Raw genomic sequence first — 15,614 nt, 5'->3', positions numbered from 1 at the left:
GAAGCTTCCCGAAGGAAGCTTCTTCTTTTTTTACGTCCCAGGAGGGATTCGAACCCCCGACCGACGCCTTAGAAGGGCGTTGCTCTATCCAGCTGAGCTACTGAGACAAATATGTATAATAAATTTTCGGCGCGGTTCTCATTATACTCTGATTTCTATATTTTTCAATAGTTTTATAAAAAAATTAATAATTATACTTAAATGCGGGCTCAAATATGTACTTTTCGGTGTTATTCTCATACTCCAGCCCCTTTGAGAATATGATAGCTTGAACCAGGTTATATTGAGGAGATTGGGACATTTAGAGTAAGATTAACATCAGACATTTTCAATGTCAGAATTGCTGGGTAATCTTTTGCATACATACATTTCAATGATCCATTGAAGGAGAGAATCGTCATGAGACAGCTTTTATCAGCCCTATCCTATTTCAGTATTTTCTTTGCCCCGTTCCTGTTTCCGATCATTATATGGATTCTTGCCAAGGATGATTACATTGAGGGACATGCGAAACGCGCCTTATTCTCACATGTATTCCCCTTTCTCGCTGCCATTCCGTTATTTTATTTCTTCGTAACTGCGCATAGTCTGGGTTCCGCCGTCGGGTTTGTCATTCTATTCTTTGTGATTTACGGATTAAGCTTTGTGTACAATGTGGTTAAAGGGATTCAAGTGCTGCGCGAGTATGCTTGATCACATCTCCACCTGATCTGACCATCGCATAACAAAACCCGCCGTTCAACAACGGCGGGTTTTTCCAGTTACAGATACAGTCAGAGCAACCAGCAACAGGTCACATCTACATATAGCTCAACATCGAACTCTATCCCACTATCGCCACATGTGTTGCTGGAGCGTTACCTGTTAAGCCTGCCCGATCAGATAACGCTGAAGTGTTGGACCAAGCAAACCAAAGGCAAACAATTCACTTTGAAACCGAGCCTTATCTTCTTCGACTGTCATACCTTCGCTGTTCTCAAATGCGGTATCTGTCGCCTCTTCAAACGCAGTATGCATATTATTGTTATACCAGTCGATCGCCGAATCGGAGTGATTGCGTACAATCCGAACAACTTCCAGCGAATTTCCGGGCTGTGTTGAGGCCACGTATACAAGTAACGACGGATCTCCGGCATTTCCAGGCTGCACTTCAACCTCTGCACAAGACAATCCATCCACCTCGGTTAATCTGCGTATTTTGGCATCTTGAATGGCATACATTCGTCATCGCGCTCCTTTTCCTTTGTGCTTATCATGTACTTTGTTCAATCTGGTATCGTGTCTCTGGTGTGCCCAATCGGTAAATCTCTCGATACACCTGTTGTAATACCGTTTCATAAGCTCGGTTTACGGACTCCTCCGGTGTATCTGGCCATGGGAATACCATGCCAGGAAAGGCCTCTTCCTCCTTTTCCTGCATGAGGCTCAGCAGTCCCAGTAATTGCTCCGCTTCCTGCGGCGTTGCCTGAATGATCCATTCATATGATGTTACCGACGGATCCGGAATAACGGAGCGGCCCATGACAGACACATAATACTTCATACTGTCCATTGCATGTTCTCTCCTTCACAGGCATGTTGAGGCCGTTGTCCCTAGAACTAGTTTCCGAAGAGGACAGACATTTTATGCCTGCTTTCGGCATATATTTGTTACGACCTCTGACGAAAAGACAACATTTGCTGGTTGCCAGTAACTAAGCAGCCATACGGATGAATGACTCGACCAAGAAAGGATGAACAAACCATGTGCGGTATTACCGGCTTCATACAGTGGAATCGGGATTTGACCCAGGAATCAGAGCTGCTGGTCCGTATGACGGATAGCTTGTCGAACCGGGGGCCCGACGCTTCAGGTACATGGATCTCCAATCCTTGTGCCTTTGGACATCGGCGTCTTAGTGTAATGGACCCCGAGAACGGCGCACAGCCCATGCATGCGTTACAGGGAGATACCTCCTATACCGTCGTGTATAACGGAGAACTATACAATGCACCCGAGTTGAAAAAGGAATTGCTCCAGCGGGGGCATCAGTTCCGCACGCAATGTGATACGGAAGTGTTGCTCGCCTCTTATATTGAGTGGGGACCGGCATGTGTTGACCGGTTTAACGGTATTTTTGCTTTTGCCATATGGGATGGGGGACGCGAACAGGTTTTTATCGCAAGAGATCGCCTTGGCGTGAAACCTCTGTTCTACAGTAATAACAAAGACACTCTCGTATTTGGTTCAGAGCCCAAAGCTCTGCTTATTCACCCTGATGTGGAAGCCGCTGTTGGCCCGGAAGGATTGGCCGAAGTATTTATCGTAGGGCCTGCACGGACACCAGGACACGGCGTATACTCTTCACTGAGCGAACTCAAGCCTGCGCACGCGCTGATCTATAACCGAAACGGTATCCGAACCTATGCCTACTGGAAACTGGAAAGCCAGAACCACGAACATAACCTGGAAGAGACGGCAGCAGAGGTACGCTCTCTCTTGCAAGATACACTGGAGCGCCAGTTGGCTTCGGATGTTCCAGTATGCTCTCTTTTATCAGGAGGACTGGACTCCAGCGCCTTGTCTGCATTAGCCGTGGATTATTACAAGCGAACCGGGCAAGGCCAAATCAGTACGTATTCTGTCGATTATGTGGATAACGCCAAGCATTTCCAGGCGCATTCCTTTCAGCCGGGTGCAGATGGACCCTGGATTAAGCGAATGGTGGATGAACTCAAGACCGACCATCACTGGATTGAGATTGAGAACGGAGAACTGATTCATGCACTGACACAGGCCATGTTAGTCAGGGATCTGCCAGGTATGGCAGATGTAGACTCCTCGCTCTATTTGTTCTGTAAAGAAATCAAAAAAGGGGCCACCGTTGCCATTTCAGGCGAAGCAGCGGATGAAGTGTTTGGCGGTTACCCCTGGTTCCATCGAGAAGATATGCTGAACTCCGGTACGTTTCCGTGGTCTGTAGCACCTGATATGCGAGCAGCGTTGTTATCCCCGGATATTCGGGAATGGATTCGGCCACTCGATTATTTGGCAGACCGCTATTCGGATGCAGTGGCTGAAGTGCCTCTGTTGGATGGGGAAACAGGTAAAGCTGCACAAATGCGGGTGATGTCCTACCTGAATATTACACGTTTCATGCCTACACTTCTGGATCGCAAAGACCGGATGAGCATGGGGGCAGGACTGGAAGTGCGGGTACCTTACTGTGACCATCGTCTGATCCAGTATGTGTTTAACATCCCTTGGGAAATGAAAATAACGGGCGGACGGGAAAAAGGTATTCTGCGTAAAGCACTCGAAGGTGTCCTGCCTGACGATGTGTTATATCGCAAAAAGAGTCCGTATCCGAAAACACATAATCCGCAATATCTGGCCGCGGTCAAACAGCAGGTACTTGATATCCTGGATGATCCCACTTCGCCGATTTTGCCTTTGATCGACAAAACTCAGATCCGGAATCTTGCGTCTTCACCAGATGCAGCTTCCAATCTTCCCTGGTTCGGACAGTTAATGTCTGGGCCACAGTTATTTGCATATCTGACTCAGATCAATACCTGGTTGCGGACATATAAAGTCGCTATTCGTTAAGATCATGTTATGTATTGATTCAACATGATGAATTATTTAAGGGTGCCCAAACAGTAACTACTGTGTTTGGACACCCTTTTATTACTTTTTTATAAGAATCTCTGTACGTATGCGCTCGTTCTTCATCCACATTCCACTCAGTTCAATTTATTGCACTTTGAAACGACTGACGGTCTGTTGCAACTGTTCTGCCATCAAGGAGAGATCATTGGCTGCGGAAGCAATCTCCTGCATCGCAGACAACTGCTCCTCAGAAGATGCACTCACTTCTTCTGTTCCGGCGGCCCCCGTTTCGGTCACTTCCATGATTGTTTTCATAGACCTATTAATCTGTTCTACCCCTGTTGACATTTGCTCAATTGAAGCAGAGACTTCCTGGGTTTGCCCCGCTACGCCCCCAACCGCCTCACGAATTTCATCAAATGTGGCTCCCGCCTGGTGAACAAGTGTAATCCCCTCTTGAACCTCTGCGGATACAACCACCATAGATTCAGCAGCATTTCGCATTCCCTTCTCAATCGATGCCACCAATGGAACAATTTGATTAGCAGAAAGCGCAGACTGCTCAGACAGCTTCCGAACCTCTGTAGCAACAACCTGAAACCCTCTTCCCTGTTCGCCAGCTCGTGCAGCCTCAATAGCAGCATTAAGGGATAGGAGATTCGTCTGTGCTGATATTTCCGAGATGCTGTCCACCATTTTCACAATATCCTGAGAGTGTCTGCTCAGTTCCTGGATCACGACCGACAGATTCGACACCGTCCCTTGTATAGAATTCATTTGACCTATCGCAGACTGAACTGACTCGCTACCCGATATTGTTTTTACGGAGACTTTGGTAGCTTCTTCAGACATATGGAGTGTGTTCTCCGTAACTTGTTGAAAGCCTGTCGTTAACTCATTCATCGTCTGGAATCCATCACTCGCCATTCGAACCTGTGTATCCATACCTGTTGCAATCTCACCCATTGTGATGGCCACTTGCTCTGTGGCGGTTGCTGTCTGTTCGGTGCTTGCAGTCAACTCCTCTGAAGAGGCAGCTACCCGTTCTGCACTGTCTCCTACCTGATGAATGAGTGTACGCAAATTTGCAGACATGATGTTAAAGGCTTGGGCGAGATCACCAATCTCATCCTTGTTACGGACCACAATAGGCTCACCAGTCAGATCTCCGTCTGCAATCCGGCTCGCGGATTGGGCAATAGCAGCAACAGGCAAGGATATCATTCTGCCAATGACATACGCCACAAGTGCCCCGATTAGAAGAGAAGCCACTCCAATAATTGCAATCCACCTAAGGACCTGCACAATCTGAAGATTAGCCTCCACAACGCCTGAGTTCATGGCATCTTGTTGATGCGTTTCCATACCTTCCACAATGCCTTCAAATTCAGAGATCAGACTTGGGGCTGTATCCTTCAGTAATCTTGAGATTTCACTGTTATTCCCCTGTCTTGTCAATGTCATAATCTGTTGCGCAAGTTCATAATATTGGCTCATCGCTTCATCCGATCGTGAAAGGTAATCTTTCATCTTTGAACTTGAAACTGATGATTTTAATTCTTCATTTAATGCTATGTAATCTTCATAAGCTTTATTAAATGCCTGTTCGTTCTCCGCACTGTCTTCCAGAATATAATTTCTCAAAGCAATCTGCTGTGATTTAAGATCAATCGACATATTTTTAATGAGTAATAGTTTGCTTGTTCTATCATTAATTAATTCTGTATACGTTTTCTCAACGGCTATAAACTGCGTATATGTTATAACCGTTATAGCCACCAATAATAACAGCACAGATGAGAAACCCATAAGTAATTTACGGCTAATTGAGATTTTTTTCATGTGTACTCCCCCGAAAGTTCAGATAACGTGCATGATACTTCCTACATCCACCCTCCTTTCAATTAAATTGAGACTTTAGACCCAATTAAAAATATAATTCGCGATTATATGTACAAATACTATTCATAACAGGGTCTTTTTTCCTATTCATACTAACCCATAAAATATAAAATTTGAATCATAAACTTAAAAATATTATTTTTCAAAATTGTCAAGGCCCTTTTAATAAAGAACACAAACACTAACTCTAGTCCGGTAAAACAAAAAAAACACCTTCCAGAAGGCAAGTCCAAACCAAAGGTCTGATCCTGCCTATACTAAAAGATGCGTTTGAAGTTACGCTGATATGTGGTTTAGAAACGAATAAACCTATTCCAGCTCCCCAGTGGAATAGCTAAATATGAAATGCCGGTCAACGAATCAATACCGGATTTCGTTCAAGCAGCCCGCTGCCAAACGTTTCCCTGAACGGGGAATCCTCCATATGGATATAACCGATGTAACAGCCACATTTTTTCATGCGACAGGGCCGATCCTCAGACAAAGCCTGCAAACCATCGCGATATAGATGTCCAATGATTCGTCGATCCTTGTAACATCTCTTCACATGCCCGGACCCCTGTATATAAAATACTTCCGAACCGGCAGCACATCGTTTGCCCAAGCTCTCATAATCCTGCAGATTACCTTCAAAAAGCGGATCAAGCCCACGTAAAAACTGAATCTCTTCCGGCGTGTAATACTTGGGCCGATCTTTGAAGGCATTAACCCACATATACACATCATCCGGCAAAGCCTGTCTCATGGACTCAATTGCGGGGAAAGCACTACGGAGTCCGACAGTACCGACACTAAAAGCAAGTCCCATCTGACGCAAGGTCAGACATTGTTTAACAAAAGAAGCCTCTTTTGTCTCACGAGGATGATACGTCGCCCAAAAGGCTGCTTTGCTCGCATCCAGCTCCCTCGCCCAATCCAGCTTGACGGACAGGTTAGTTTGAATTGCAACTTTATCCACATGTGGCATATGTGACAGCTCAACCATCGCTTCCCGGTACCACCGACGCACCAAAGCTTCACCATAGGGATTGAAGAAAATCGAAAATTGATGCCCAGCACTCTCTTGCTCCCTGACCCAATTCACAAATTGACGCAATTGTTGTTCATCCACTTCCAACGTCTCTTTGGAATCCACGGTTTTGCTAAAAGGGCAGTATGGACAGTCGTAATTACAGGAAGACAACTTCCCCCGATAATACAAAGTCGCTCTCATGAGAAAACAAACCCTTCCATCTGTTCACGAATTTCGGCAGATATAAGCCAATCTCCAATCGCATCGGAGTAACCTAGTCCTTCTTCTGTCAGACGCAGCACCTGCTTGTCCTCATCACTCTCCAACTCCGCCATGCCCTCTGTCAACAGTTCAGCCAACCAGATATAGTCGGACATCACATCGGTACCAAAGCGCTGTTGGTAGTCAGACAGTGTCAATCCCTCGCGATGCAGCAAGGCTTTCAGAATAAAGCGCCGTCTCTGTTCCTCACGGCTTAACACGATGCCATAATCCGCCACATCGTAGCGCTCAGTTGCCACATAATCGGCAATGATGCTCTGTGTGGCCTTGTAACTCACGCCATACTTCGAAGCATAATGTACTTCACTCGTATAAGAGCGTGCGCCACACCCCAGACCAACCATGCCCTCCTCCTGACAGCTGTATGGCAGAAGTGCTTTCGAGGACGACTGTTCTTTGGCAAATCTGCGCATCGAATATTGAACATAACCTTTACTTTTTAAAGTCTCACGTGCAGCTTTATACAGTTCCATCCGTATGTCCGGTCCCTGACGGCGAATATCATCAGGCTTCACGATTGTATTTTCCCGTGTATACAAGGGATAGATAAAAATTTCGCCCGGTTCGTAAGCCAGAACTCTTTCCAATGAATAGATCCACGATTCCACCGTTTGACCCGGCAAACCATAGATCAGATCCAGATTTAACAATGGGAAATCATACCGAGTAAGCTTCTCAAGCGCTCGTTCAACTTCCTGCGGTTTTTGTGGACGATAGATGGCAGATGCTTCAGCTTCAATAAAACTCTGGATGCCCATACTGACACGATCCACACTTCGTTCCTTCATGATGGCCAGCTTGGCTTCCGTAACGGTATCCGGCGACGTTTCCACCGAAATCGATGCTTGCGCAGGGTCCAGCCCCATCACATGTTCAGCAATATCAAACAGACGATTCAACTGAACCTCATTTAATAATGTAGGCGTTCCCCCACCAATCGCAAACCGCGAATACGGTCTTCGAGATGTAATTGGTGCCCACTGCTTCGCCTGACGTTCCAGCGCATCTACATAGCGTTCATGCGTATCATCCCGTCGATCCGGCAGTGTGAACAGATTACAGAATCCGCAACGAGCAGCACAAAAGGGAATATGCATATATAAAAAATACGTATCGGTATTCTCTCGTTCCCACAGTGGCCCTAGTGGCAGTGGTGGATCAAGCTCCCGATAGGCGGTCTTGTGTGGGTACGAGTATAAGTAAGAACGATAAGGGAACGCCAGTACTTCACTGAGACTTGTAGCTTTATCGGATCCGGACTGTGTGGAATGGCCTGTTGTTGTATGTTGTATATGTTTCTCCATCGGTTTCCTCCTGTCTCCGGTTGTTGTCCTCATAAGATCAATACATTCTATACTAAAAATTCACGGTAAGGCACCGTCCAGACGACATCATGCGCAAGCCGGTGTCCTTGATACCCGTCTTCACCGTAAGCTGTACCATGATCGGAAAAAGCCAGGCAATACGCAGGCCGGGCGCGTTTTCGCATCGCCTCGAACAATGGTCCAAGAGCCTCATCTACATATCGAAGTGCAGCACGTTGAGTCTCCACCGAGTCCTCCTTCGCTCCTTCTACAAAGTAACGATTGGGTCCATGAATGGCAGACACGTTCAAAAACATAAATATCTTTTCATCCGGCGCTGTCTGTTCAAGCAACTTTAATGCATGCTGTACCTGATGCTCTGTTGATTTGGGGTTGGTTACCCCAAAGTTCATTCGCCAGTAGCTCTGTTGGAAATAGCCGGGCAATACTTTTGCAAGCGGGTTTTTTTTCGTAAAAAAGATGACGCCGCCAATACAGATGGTACGGTAACCTTCAGCTGCGAACCCGGATACGATATCCGGTGTATCAAACAGCCAGGTGTGCGGATGTGTTTTGAGCCCAGTATTTCGGGAATGAAATAGCCTTACATGAGATGCCTTATCTGTATTGGCAGGAGTCGGCATAAAACCACCAAAAAAAGCATGGTGTGCCGCATATGTAAAACTGCCTGGGGTATGACGTTTCTCCCACGGACCCGAACCACACAGATTAGGACAATTCTCCTCTTCCAGCTTGGCTACGTCATAGCGTAACGTATCCAGCGTAATCATTAACAGATCATGGGAGCCCACAATGGTGTTCATATCAGGCATGTTGAATAGGCTCCTCCTTTCGTAAAAGTTCCATTTCCCACTCATAGGTTCCGAGGCCATGATGCTCAACCCTGTATAATAGATCTCCAAATGGATTCACATCCAGCACATAGGCACGCGGATTCGAACCACTAGTAAGCATCACATCAATCCCGGCTGACCACGAGTTGGGAAATGTAGACATGGCTGCTTGCGCTGCCAACCGTACCAGCGACATCCGCTGTTCATCCAGGCCTGCTTCAGCAGGCAGCATACGCTCATTGCGCAGATGCAGATTGGTAATCGGGGTACGGCTCAGCCGCATAATCGCGTGACCTGCCTGTCCACCTGCAACCAGTTGGCGAATATCATAGGCCCGCTGATCAAGCGTGGCTTTTGGCATCCATCGTTCAATCTGTGCACCTTCTGCACATAACCAGTTCATCAGCGTAGCAATCTCTTCACTGCGGGTATACTTGCGTAGACGTCCTTCATTGAAGAAAATCGTCTTGCCCTGTCTTTGTTCCATCCCCATCGTTGTTACAGCGATTTCATCACCCGTTCGAGGATTGACTTGATAGGCAACAACTCCTGAAGCCCCAGAGCCGTACGCAAGCTTCACAAACACACGATGCATCTCGGCAGCCTTCATTGAGCTACGCAGGTCCATATAATTGCGGATTGGCTGCGAAGATGGAAGCGCCGGAGGTACATCAACTCCATGTGAAGATAGATGCTGCTGACATGTTCTCTTGTCAAACATCAATTGGATATCGGCGGGATCATTCATGAATCGGACTTCAGGCCACATTTCCCGAGCTACATGGCCGATTCGATCCAGACATGCTTTCCAGCCACGGAACCACTGGGCAGGAGCGTAGATTCTTCCCCACTCCTGTTCCAGCGCAAGCGCCTGTTCTGCGGGAAATACTTCTGTACCCATTCCACCCGTTAATGTTGACGTATCGTCCATAGCCCCAAGGAACAGTAGTTCACGTTCCACTTCCCAATCCTCTCCAGGAGCATCTATTCGAATCAGGGGTACGGGCAGATTGGAATCTACTGTATCAGCGATGGTTCGTCCGTGTCTCCAATTCTGGAGCAATTGAGCATATGGCAGTACAACCGCAGGTTTCAAACCCAATCTATGCCTAGCCTCTTGCAGCCCTTGTGTTCGTCGGTTATCAGGGTTTCCGATCAATAAAAAGGGCTGATCTTGCGTTAAATCAGGTACATCTATCGGTTGATGCAGGCTTTCATTCATTTCCTTTACACCTGACATCGACTATTCCGTTAACGATGGATAGCGCCAGTCATCCTCATCACTCTGTTGCTGGTCGCTAACATCTACAGATATACCCGATCGGTTCCAGCGACTGATCATTTCATTGGTCATGTAATGGTAACTTAGATCAAGATGTTTCAGTTTCTTGATCTTGTCACTGGCAAGCAACGCCTCAGCCCCTTCATCGGACAACGTTCCTTGCGATAGATCCAGTACTTCAAGTTGATCCAAAATAGGTGCTTCAGCTGCTACTTTGGCAATCTCATCCTGAATTTCACTGTCTTTCAGACCCAAGTAAACCAGCTTTGGAAACAATCCTTTTTCTAGCAAAGGAAGCACATCTTCAAGTGATCCATTGAAACCATAATTATCCACACCCAGGTACAGTTCCAGTTTACGCAATTCAGGCAACTTGGCATGGGTGATTGAAGATAACACTTCTTTCGGGAGACCACCACAAATAATAATCAATTCTTCAAGCTTGGCATGCTGGAGTGGTTCCAGACTGAGGCCGCTACTGCCCATTACAGAGAATGATTTTAATTCTGGAAAAGCACCTAACAGTGGTGTGAGATTTGTCTGGATAATCCACGATACTTCACATTCTTCGAATCCCATATCTCCAATAAACAGTTTCTTCAATGACGGAAAGCTTGGAGCAGACTCGACGAGCGTACCCATAAACTCATCAGGCGAATTTTCATAAGCCTGTCCCCAATCTCCGATGACCAGACTTTCCAATGAGCGAGCCTCCGGTTTAGCTGCCAGTTCCTTAATTAACTTTTCCATACGAATGCCGTCCTCATAATCATCGTAAGATACAACAAGCTTCACTTCTTGCATGAGTAGATCCCTCCGTTTAAGGTTCATAAGTGATTCGTTAGTTTGAATGTTAACCCATACCACACAAGGCTTGCAACTTCTTCCAACTCCAGTCCCAATGAGATTCCCAATCGTGCAATGTAAACCATTTCTCATGTAGGTACAAGAACATACGTTCTGATGTGTAGTCGCAGAAATAGCTATCTTCAATTAGGTATATGGATGGACCTTCACCAAACCCGATCAAATACTTCATTTCATAGAAAAAGCGTTAATGGCGGATGAAGCATCCCATCGGAATGCTTCTGTCCTTCCATTAACGCTTTGATGTTCACATATCATGAAGTTAAATCAAGATGTTTCATTTAGTCTTAGCCTTCAAGTCTGGATACAAGCGCTCTCAGCGCATGACCACGGTGACTAATCGCTTGCTTTTGCTCAAGCGTCAGCTCTGCCATCGTCATCTCGTATTCAGGTACATAGAAGAGTGGGTCATATCCAAAACCGCCAGCACCTGCAGCTTGAGCCGTAATCCAGCCTTCCGCAGTGCCTTCTGATTCATACTTATCACCTGTTGTCGGATCGTACAGGACCAGCGCACAAACGAAACGAGCCGGACTTAGTAGCGGCTGCTCGGTGTCCTCACCGGATTTCAACGATTCCAGCGTCTCCAGCAACTTCGCATTATTCTGTGCATCCGTTGCTCCTTCGCCTGCATATCTCGCTGAATATACTCCCGGCTCACCATCCAACAGGTCTACACATAAACCTGAATCATCTGCCAGAACGGGCAAACCAAGCGCATCACCAACCGCTTTGGCTTTCTTCCAGGCATTCTCCGCAAACGTTACGCCATCTTCTACGACATCCGGCAGCTCCGGATAGTCAAACATGCTCTTAACCTCTTTGCCAAGCGGTGCGAAAGCATGAGCGAATTCACGGACTTTACCCGCATTGCGGGTTGCAACAATGAGGATTGGGCTGTCCAAACTCATCTTAGGCTTCCCCTAATCCACGCGCGCCGATCTTGAGCGCAATCGGTCCAAGCACTTCTTTTTGACGCTCGATCATTTCCAGAATTCCCTGTTCGCCCAGTTCCAACATGGCGTTCAGCTCACGGCGATCAAATGGTGCTTCCTCACCTGTTCCCTGAAGCTCGACGTATTTACCGCCACCTGTCATCACCAGATTCATGTCTACCTTGGCTTTGGAATCTTCATCATAGTTCAGATCCAGTACAGGCTGTTCACCCACAACACCCACACTTACTGCGGCAATGAAATCCGTAATCGGGAACACTTGCAGTTTGTGCTGTTGGGAGATCTTGTTCACGGCAAGCGCCAGCGCTACAAACGCACCGGTTATGGACGTTGTGCGTGTGCCTCCGTCAGCTTGAATAACATCACAGTCCAAGGTAATCGTACGCTCACCAAGAGCCTGCAGATTAACTACCGAGCGCAGTGCCCGACCAATCAGACGCTGGATTTCCATGGTGCGTCCAGTTAATTTGCCACGATTGGCTTCACGTTGGTTCCGGGTATGTGTTGCACGTGGCAACATGGAATATTCAGCTGTTACCCAGCCTTTACCCTGCCCTTTCATAAAGGGAGGTACACGTTCCTCTACTGTAGCTGTACAGATCACCTTTGTATCTCCAACTTCAATCAGTACAGAGCCCTCGGCGTATTTATTCGTGTTCACTGTTAAATTCAGCGGGCGCAGCTGTTCGCTGGTTCGTCCGTTTGATCTCATATTTTCTGCCTCCTACGACTTAAGCATCCTGTAATGTTGAACTTATTCACACTTTTACGAATCCCTTATATTTTACCAAAGAGTTCGGTTAAAAGCATCCTTAAGCATTCCTTGGTCTTTAAATCGGAATTTCGTTGATATATTCAGGCTTGGAAACCGGCGCACTGTAATCCCTGTTGTCGTCACCCATGACCGTTTTTTGGCCGTTCCACTCGATCTGTACTTTGGCATCCTTGCTGGCTGTATTCTCCGCAGTGGTTAATACGACAGACTGTAACAGCTCGCTTGGCACGATATCCCCTTCGGCAAACATATCATCTTTCAAGGCAACCGTTACCGTACCATCCTCTGCTGTTTTGACCGATTGCAGCTCGGTTCCGCCTGTCATAACCTCTTCCAGTTCTCCACCTTTGTCAGGTCCTTTGATCAGTTCGTTCAATGCTGCCTGCACCCGATCTTCACCAGGTGTAACCAGACGTGTAACCGGAACATAATATTGGATGCCTGCTGGCGAAGCAGCGGAGAAATAGACCGTTACCGGGCTGCTGTTGGTCACAAACGTATCACCCAGATCCAGATTGATTCCCACAGCCCGATTCAGCGGTTCAGGCAACGGCGTGCTGTTCACAGGCATTTGTGTTAACTTTTTGCCATCCACCCAGATCTGCACATTCTCCACATCAGGTGTTCCCGTCAATGTCCACGTGACAGCTTCTAGCATTTTCCGTTCTTCCTTTGCATCATACTTGGCAAAATTACCCGAGAACTCAACAACCGCCAGCTTGTCATCCGCGTGAATCGTTACATTCTGCACAACCGTTCCCTGCGGGAGAACGCCATGGAATCCTTCAGGCAGCATACCCGCATAGGCCCCGCCTGTGACAAGTGTATCCAGAGCTGTCTTTGGACTGCTTGCGTCTGTTCCAGAAGGAAGTGTCAGGGATACCGGAGCGAGCAGCCCCTGCTGGTCTTGCAGATATACCGTCGTTAACGGGAGCATTGCGAGTGCTCCATTCCCTTCGGCCGCTTGAATCATAGCTGCTTCCTGGATGGGCGGTGGTGGATCAACAGCTTCGGAAGACTGTGCTCCAAACATGCCGCAGCCTGACAATACCATAGGAATACTCAGCAGCGCTGCTGCCGATACCGTACGCAAAGAATGGATCTTTCTCATGATCACGTTCCCCCTCATCATTTTTACAGTTTGTACTACCATGTATACGAGCCTTTGTCCAAAAAATAACTAAAAGATAATAAGAAAAATGTCTATCAACGCACTTTCACGGAAGGCAGACCGTTTTTAGCTGAAATTTTTCATGTGTTAATCGAATTGTTCAACTTCACTGAAACTTATAATTTTATTATCTTAAAGAAACGTAAACCAGGTTAATAACGTATTAGGAAGCAAGAGTAGGGACATTGCTAACTTCAGAGGAGGAATCGCCCATGGAACATCCTGAGCAAGAAAAAATCCCTTACAGCCTGAATAGCCGCAAGGTGGCGGAGGCCACAAGGGAATGGCTGCATAAGCGGGGCGTCACGATCCCTGAGATCGCAGAACTGGTCATGTTATTGCAGCAAAAATATTATCCAGGTCTTACGATGGAAGAATGTATCGAAAATGTGGAGATGGTTCTCCGTAAACGTGAGGTACAGAATGCTGTTTTGACCGGAATTCAGCTTGATATTCTGGCAGAACAGGGGCAGCTCATATCTCCTTTGCAGGAGATGATTGAGAACGATGAAGGATTGTATGGCGTGGATGAGATTTTGGCATTCTCCATCGTCAATGTATATGGCAGTATTGGATTTACGAATTATGGTTATGTGGACAAGCTGAAACCAGGGGTGCTTGAACGACTGAATGACAAGAGCCTGGGCCCTGTCCACACGTTCTTCGATGATATTGTCGGTGCGATTGCATCAGCAGCGAGCAGTCGGATCGCCCATCGCAAACAATCCGAGCTTGAAGAAGCACTGGGAGAAAAACCTGTTAGTGATGACGCCGTATAATGTGCGTAACTCGTTTCATACCTGAAGCTATGTGGAACATTGGACATGTGTATGGATGCTTCGTGAAATAACTGTTCAATAAAATAACTGTTCATGGAAAAAGCGGCCAGATGGCCGCTTTTTTGCATGTGTAAGATACTTTTTGATCATCCATATGTTATTATTTCAGATGTTTAGGTCGTACCGTTCCCACCAAACCAAAACCTTCAACCCAATTCTGCTCGGAAGGTGAACCAGATGTTACCCGTTTCGGTCCAATCGTGATTTCCGGGCCTTTGCGCTCTCGCAACATGCCACGTAACACCGTGATACCGAGAATGCTGAGTCCGGTAAATACATATATCATCCGCATGATGATGTTGCCAGAATCCGTTCCGGTAACCATGCCGTGAACCAGCAGACCAATGAACACCGGATAGGACAACATGTGGAACATGAACCACCATTTACGGCCCAGCTTGTTCCGCAGATCACTGGATAACAGGACAATCACTAATCCGTAGAAGGCTAACGTTCCCAGACCACTGCCGATCGGATGTACGGAGGCGGTAAAAGGAATCAGAAGTTCTCCCCAGGTAAATGGGCTGTAATGATCAATATATAACGTTAATGCGTGCACGAGTCCAAGTCCGAAGGCGAGCCAGGTCGTTCGGGTATGCCATTTGAACATGGCTGCTTTTGGTTTGCCTTTGGCCATACCCATCCCTTGCGCAATACCCAGAAACACACCGGCAAAGAGCAACACATAAGCAGCAATTCCACTAATTCGAATGATATTCCACGTTGGCAGGTAATCTACAATCCATTGTGCCATAACCGGCTCCCCCATATCTGTTAG

Annotated in this window: 15 protein-coding genes and 1 tRNA gene; 3 read left to right on the top strand and 13 right to left on the bottom strand. The window is 46.9% G+C overall.

Annotated features, from left to right (window positions below):
* Positions 1–33 precede the first annotated feature (33 nt).
* Positions 34–107, bottom strand: a tRNA-Arg gene (locus MKY28_RS02140).
* 292 nt (positions 108–399) lie between these two features.
* On the opposite strand from MKY28_RS02140, the gene MKY28_RS02135 reads away from it, so the two are divergent.
* Positions 400–693, top strand: a complete 294-nt coding sequence (locus tag MKY28_RS02135) for a DUF4870 domain-containing protein (protein WP_339185932.1) — start codon at positions 400–402, stop codon at positions 691–693.
* A 171-nt stretch (positions 694–864) separates the two neighbouring features.
* On the opposite strand, the gene MKY28_RS02130 is transcribed toward MKY28_RS02135, so the two are convergent.
* Both MKY28_RS02130 and MKY28_RS02125 read right to left on the bottom strand, forming a co-directional pair.
* Complete coding sequence (locus MKY28_RS02130; RefSeq protein ID WP_076211283.1) at positions 865–1,221, bottom strand: hypothetical protein; 357 nt, start codon at positions 1,219–1,221, stop codon at positions 865–867.
* A 31-nt stretch (positions 1,222–1,252) separates the two neighbouring features.
* Complete coding sequence (locus MKY28_RS02125) at positions 1,253–1,552, bottom strand: hypothetical protein (protein WP_017692581.1); 300 nt, start codon at positions 1,550–1,552, stop codon at positions 1,253–1,255.
* Positions 1,553–1,744: 192 nt separating this feature from the next.
* Here MKY28_RS02125 and asnB point away from each other — a divergent pair, with 192 nt between their 5' ends.
* Positions 1,745–3,589, top strand: coding sequence for an asparagine synthase (glutamine-hydrolyzing) (asnB, locus tag MKY28_RS02120; RefSeq protein WP_036673522.1), 1,845 nt, complete (start codon positions 1,745–1,747; stop codon positions 3,587–3,589).
* A gap of 147 nt (positions 3,590–3,736) precedes the next feature.
* Here the strand turns inward: asnB and MKY28_RS02115 are convergent, their stop codons facing one another.
* The 9 genes from MKY28_RS02115 to MKY28_RS02075 form a co-directional block, all read right to left on the bottom strand.
* On the bottom strand, positions 3,737–5,434 hold the full coding sequence (locus tag MKY28_RS02115; RefSeq protein WP_340934646.1) for a methyl-accepting chemotaxis protein: 1,698 nt from the start codon (positions 5,432–5,434) through the stop codon (positions 3,737–3,739).
* Between the two features lie 412 nt (positions 5,435–5,846).
* Positions 5,847–6,707, bottom strand: a complete 861-nt coding sequence (locus MKY28_RS02110) for an STM4011 family radical SAM protein (protein ID WP_340934645.1) — start codon at positions 6,705–6,707, stop codon at positions 5,847–5,849.
* Positions 6,704–8,092, bottom strand: coding sequence for an STM4012 family radical SAM protein (locus tag MKY28_RS02105; protein ID WP_340934644.1), 1,389 nt, complete (start codon positions 8,090–8,092; stop codon positions 6,704–6,706). Before MKY28_RS02105 ends, MKY28_RS02110 begins: the two co-directional genes overlap by 4 nt.
* A gap of 47 nt (positions 8,093–8,139) precedes the next feature.
* Complete coding sequence (locus MKY28_RS02100; RefSeq protein WP_074096266.1) at positions 8,140–8,925, bottom strand: STM4013/SEN3800 family hydrolase; 786 nt, start codon at positions 8,923–8,925, stop codon at positions 8,140–8,142.
* Entirely contained in the window at positions 8,918–10,168 is a 1,251-nt protein-coding gene (locus MKY28_RS02095; protein WP_340934642.1) for an STM4014 family protein, read from the bottom strand. The genes MKY28_RS02100 and MKY28_RS02095 overlap by 8 nt, the downstream gene beginning before the upstream one ends.
* Before the next feature lie 21 nt (positions 10,169–10,189).
* Positions 10,190–11,032 (bottom strand): STM4015 family protein, encoded by an 843-nt coding sequence (locus tag MKY28_RS02090; RefSeq protein WP_100527760.1) that lies wholly within the window; start codon positions 11,030–11,032, stop codon positions 10,190–10,192.
* 350 nt (positions 11,033–11,382) lie between these two features.
* Entirely contained in the window at positions 11,383–12,006 is a 624-nt protein-coding gene (locus tag MKY28_RS02085) for an XTP/dITP diphosphatase (RefSeq protein WP_017692573.1), read from the bottom strand.
* Between the two features lies 1 nt (position 12,007).
* Positions 12,008–12,763 carry a ribonuclease PH gene (gene rph, locus MKY28_RS02080; protein ID WP_017692572.1) on the bottom strand — a complete coding sequence of 252 codons (756 nt, stop codon included), beginning with the start codon at positions 12,761–12,763 and terminating at the stop codon, positions 12,008–12,010.
* A gap of 118 nt (positions 12,764–12,881) precedes the next feature.
* The gene (locus MKY28_RS02075) at positions 12,882–13,937 is read right to left on the bottom strand and encodes a GerMN domain-containing protein (RefSeq protein WP_340934633.1); all 1,056 of its coding nucleotides are present in this window, start codon (positions 13,935–13,937) and stop codon (positions 12,882–12,884) included.
* Positions 13,938–14,209: 272 nt separating this feature from the next.
* On the opposite strand from MKY28_RS02075, the gene MKY28_RS02070 reads away from it, so the two are divergent.
* Entirely contained in the window at positions 14,210–14,776 is a 567-nt protein-coding gene (locus MKY28_RS02070) for a phosphatidylglycerophosphatase A family protein (RefSeq protein WP_017692570.1), read from the top strand.
* A gap of 160 nt (positions 14,777–14,936) precedes the next feature.
* On the opposite strand, the gene MKY28_RS02065 is transcribed toward MKY28_RS02070, so the two are convergent.
* Positions 14,937–15,590: a ferric reductase-like transmembrane domain-containing protein gene (locus MKY28_RS02065; protein ID WP_340934631.1), complete on the bottom strand. Its 654-nt coding sequence runs from the start codon at positions 15,588–15,590 to the stop codon at positions 14,937–14,939.
* Positions 15,591–15,614 lie beyond the last annotated feature (24 nt).

Origin of the sequence: Paenibacillus sp. FSL R5-0473, from assembly GCF_038004565.1 — a bacterium.
GTDB classification, from domain to species: Bacteria; Bacillota; Bacilli; order Paenibacillales; family Paenibacillaceae; genus Paenibacillus; species Paenibacillus amylolyticus.
The sequence above is the reverse complement of the archived record's forward strand: the minus strand, read 5'-3'. Positions and strand labels throughout refer to the sequence as shown.

What these genes read in the sequence shown, in the direction of transcription:
- MKY28_RS02125 (WP_017692581.1), bottom strand. Translation starts at nt 1,552, where the DNA reads ATGGACAGTATGAAGTATTATGTGTCTGTCATGGGCCGCTCCGTTATT.
- MKY28_RS02130 (WP_076211283.1), bottom strand. Translation starts at nt 1,221, where the DNA reads ATGTATGCCATTCAAGATGCCAAAATACGCAGATTAACCGAGGTGGAT.
- MKY28_RS02090 (WP_100527760.1), bottom strand. Translation starts at nt 11,032, where the DNA reads ATGCAAGAAGTGAAGCTTGTTGTATCTTACGATGATTATGAGGACGGC.
- MKY28_RS02070 (WP_017692570.1), top strand. Translation starts at nt 14,210, where the DNA reads ATGGAACATCCTGAGCAAGAAAAAATCCCTTACAGCCTGAATAGCCGC.
- MKY28_RS02075 (WP_340934633.1), bottom strand. Translation starts at nt 13,937, where the DNA reads ATGAGAAAGATCCATTCTTTGCGTACGGTATCGGCAGCAGCGCTGCTG.
- MKY28_RS02095 (WP_340934642.1), bottom strand. Translation starts at nt 10,168, where the DNA reads ATGAATGAAAGCCTGCATCAACCGATAGATGTACCTGATTTAACGCAA.
- MKY28_RS02105 (WP_340934644.1), bottom strand. Translation starts at nt 8,092, where the DNA reads ATGGAGAAACATATACAACATACAACAACAGGCCATTCCACACAGTCC.
- MKY28_RS02135 (WP_339185932.1), top strand. Translation starts at nt 400, where the DNA reads ATGAGACAGCTTTTATCAGCCCTATCCTATTTCAGTATTTTCTTTGCC.
- asnB (WP_036673522.1), top strand. Translation starts at nt 1,745, where the DNA reads ATGTGCGGTATTACCGGCTTCATACAGTGGAATCGGGATTTGACCCAG.
- MKY28_RS02100 (WP_074096266.1), bottom strand. Translation starts at nt 8,925, where the DNA reads ATGCCTGATATGAACACCATTGTGGGCTCCCATGATCTGTTAATGATT.
- MKY28_RS02110 (WP_340934645.1), bottom strand. Translation starts at nt 6,707, where the DNA reads ATGAGAGCGACTTTGTATTATCGGGGGAAGTTGTCTTCCTGTAATTAC.
- MKY28_RS02065 (WP_340934631.1), bottom strand. Translation starts at nt 15,590, where the DNA reads ATGGCACAATGGATTGTAGATTACCTGCCAACGTGGAATATCATTCGA.
- MKY28_RS02115 (WP_340934646.1), bottom strand. Translation starts at nt 5,434, where the DNA reads ATGAAAAAAATCTCAATTAGCCGTAAATTACTTATGGGTTTCTCATCT.
- rph (WP_017692572.1), bottom strand. Translation starts at nt 12,763, where the DNA reads ATGAGATCAAACGGACGAACCAGCGAACAGCTGCGCCCGCTGAATTTA.
- MKY28_RS02085 (WP_017692573.1), bottom strand. Translation starts at nt 12,006, where the DNA reads ATGAGTTTGGACAGCCCAATCCTCATTGTTGCAACCCGCAATGCGGGT.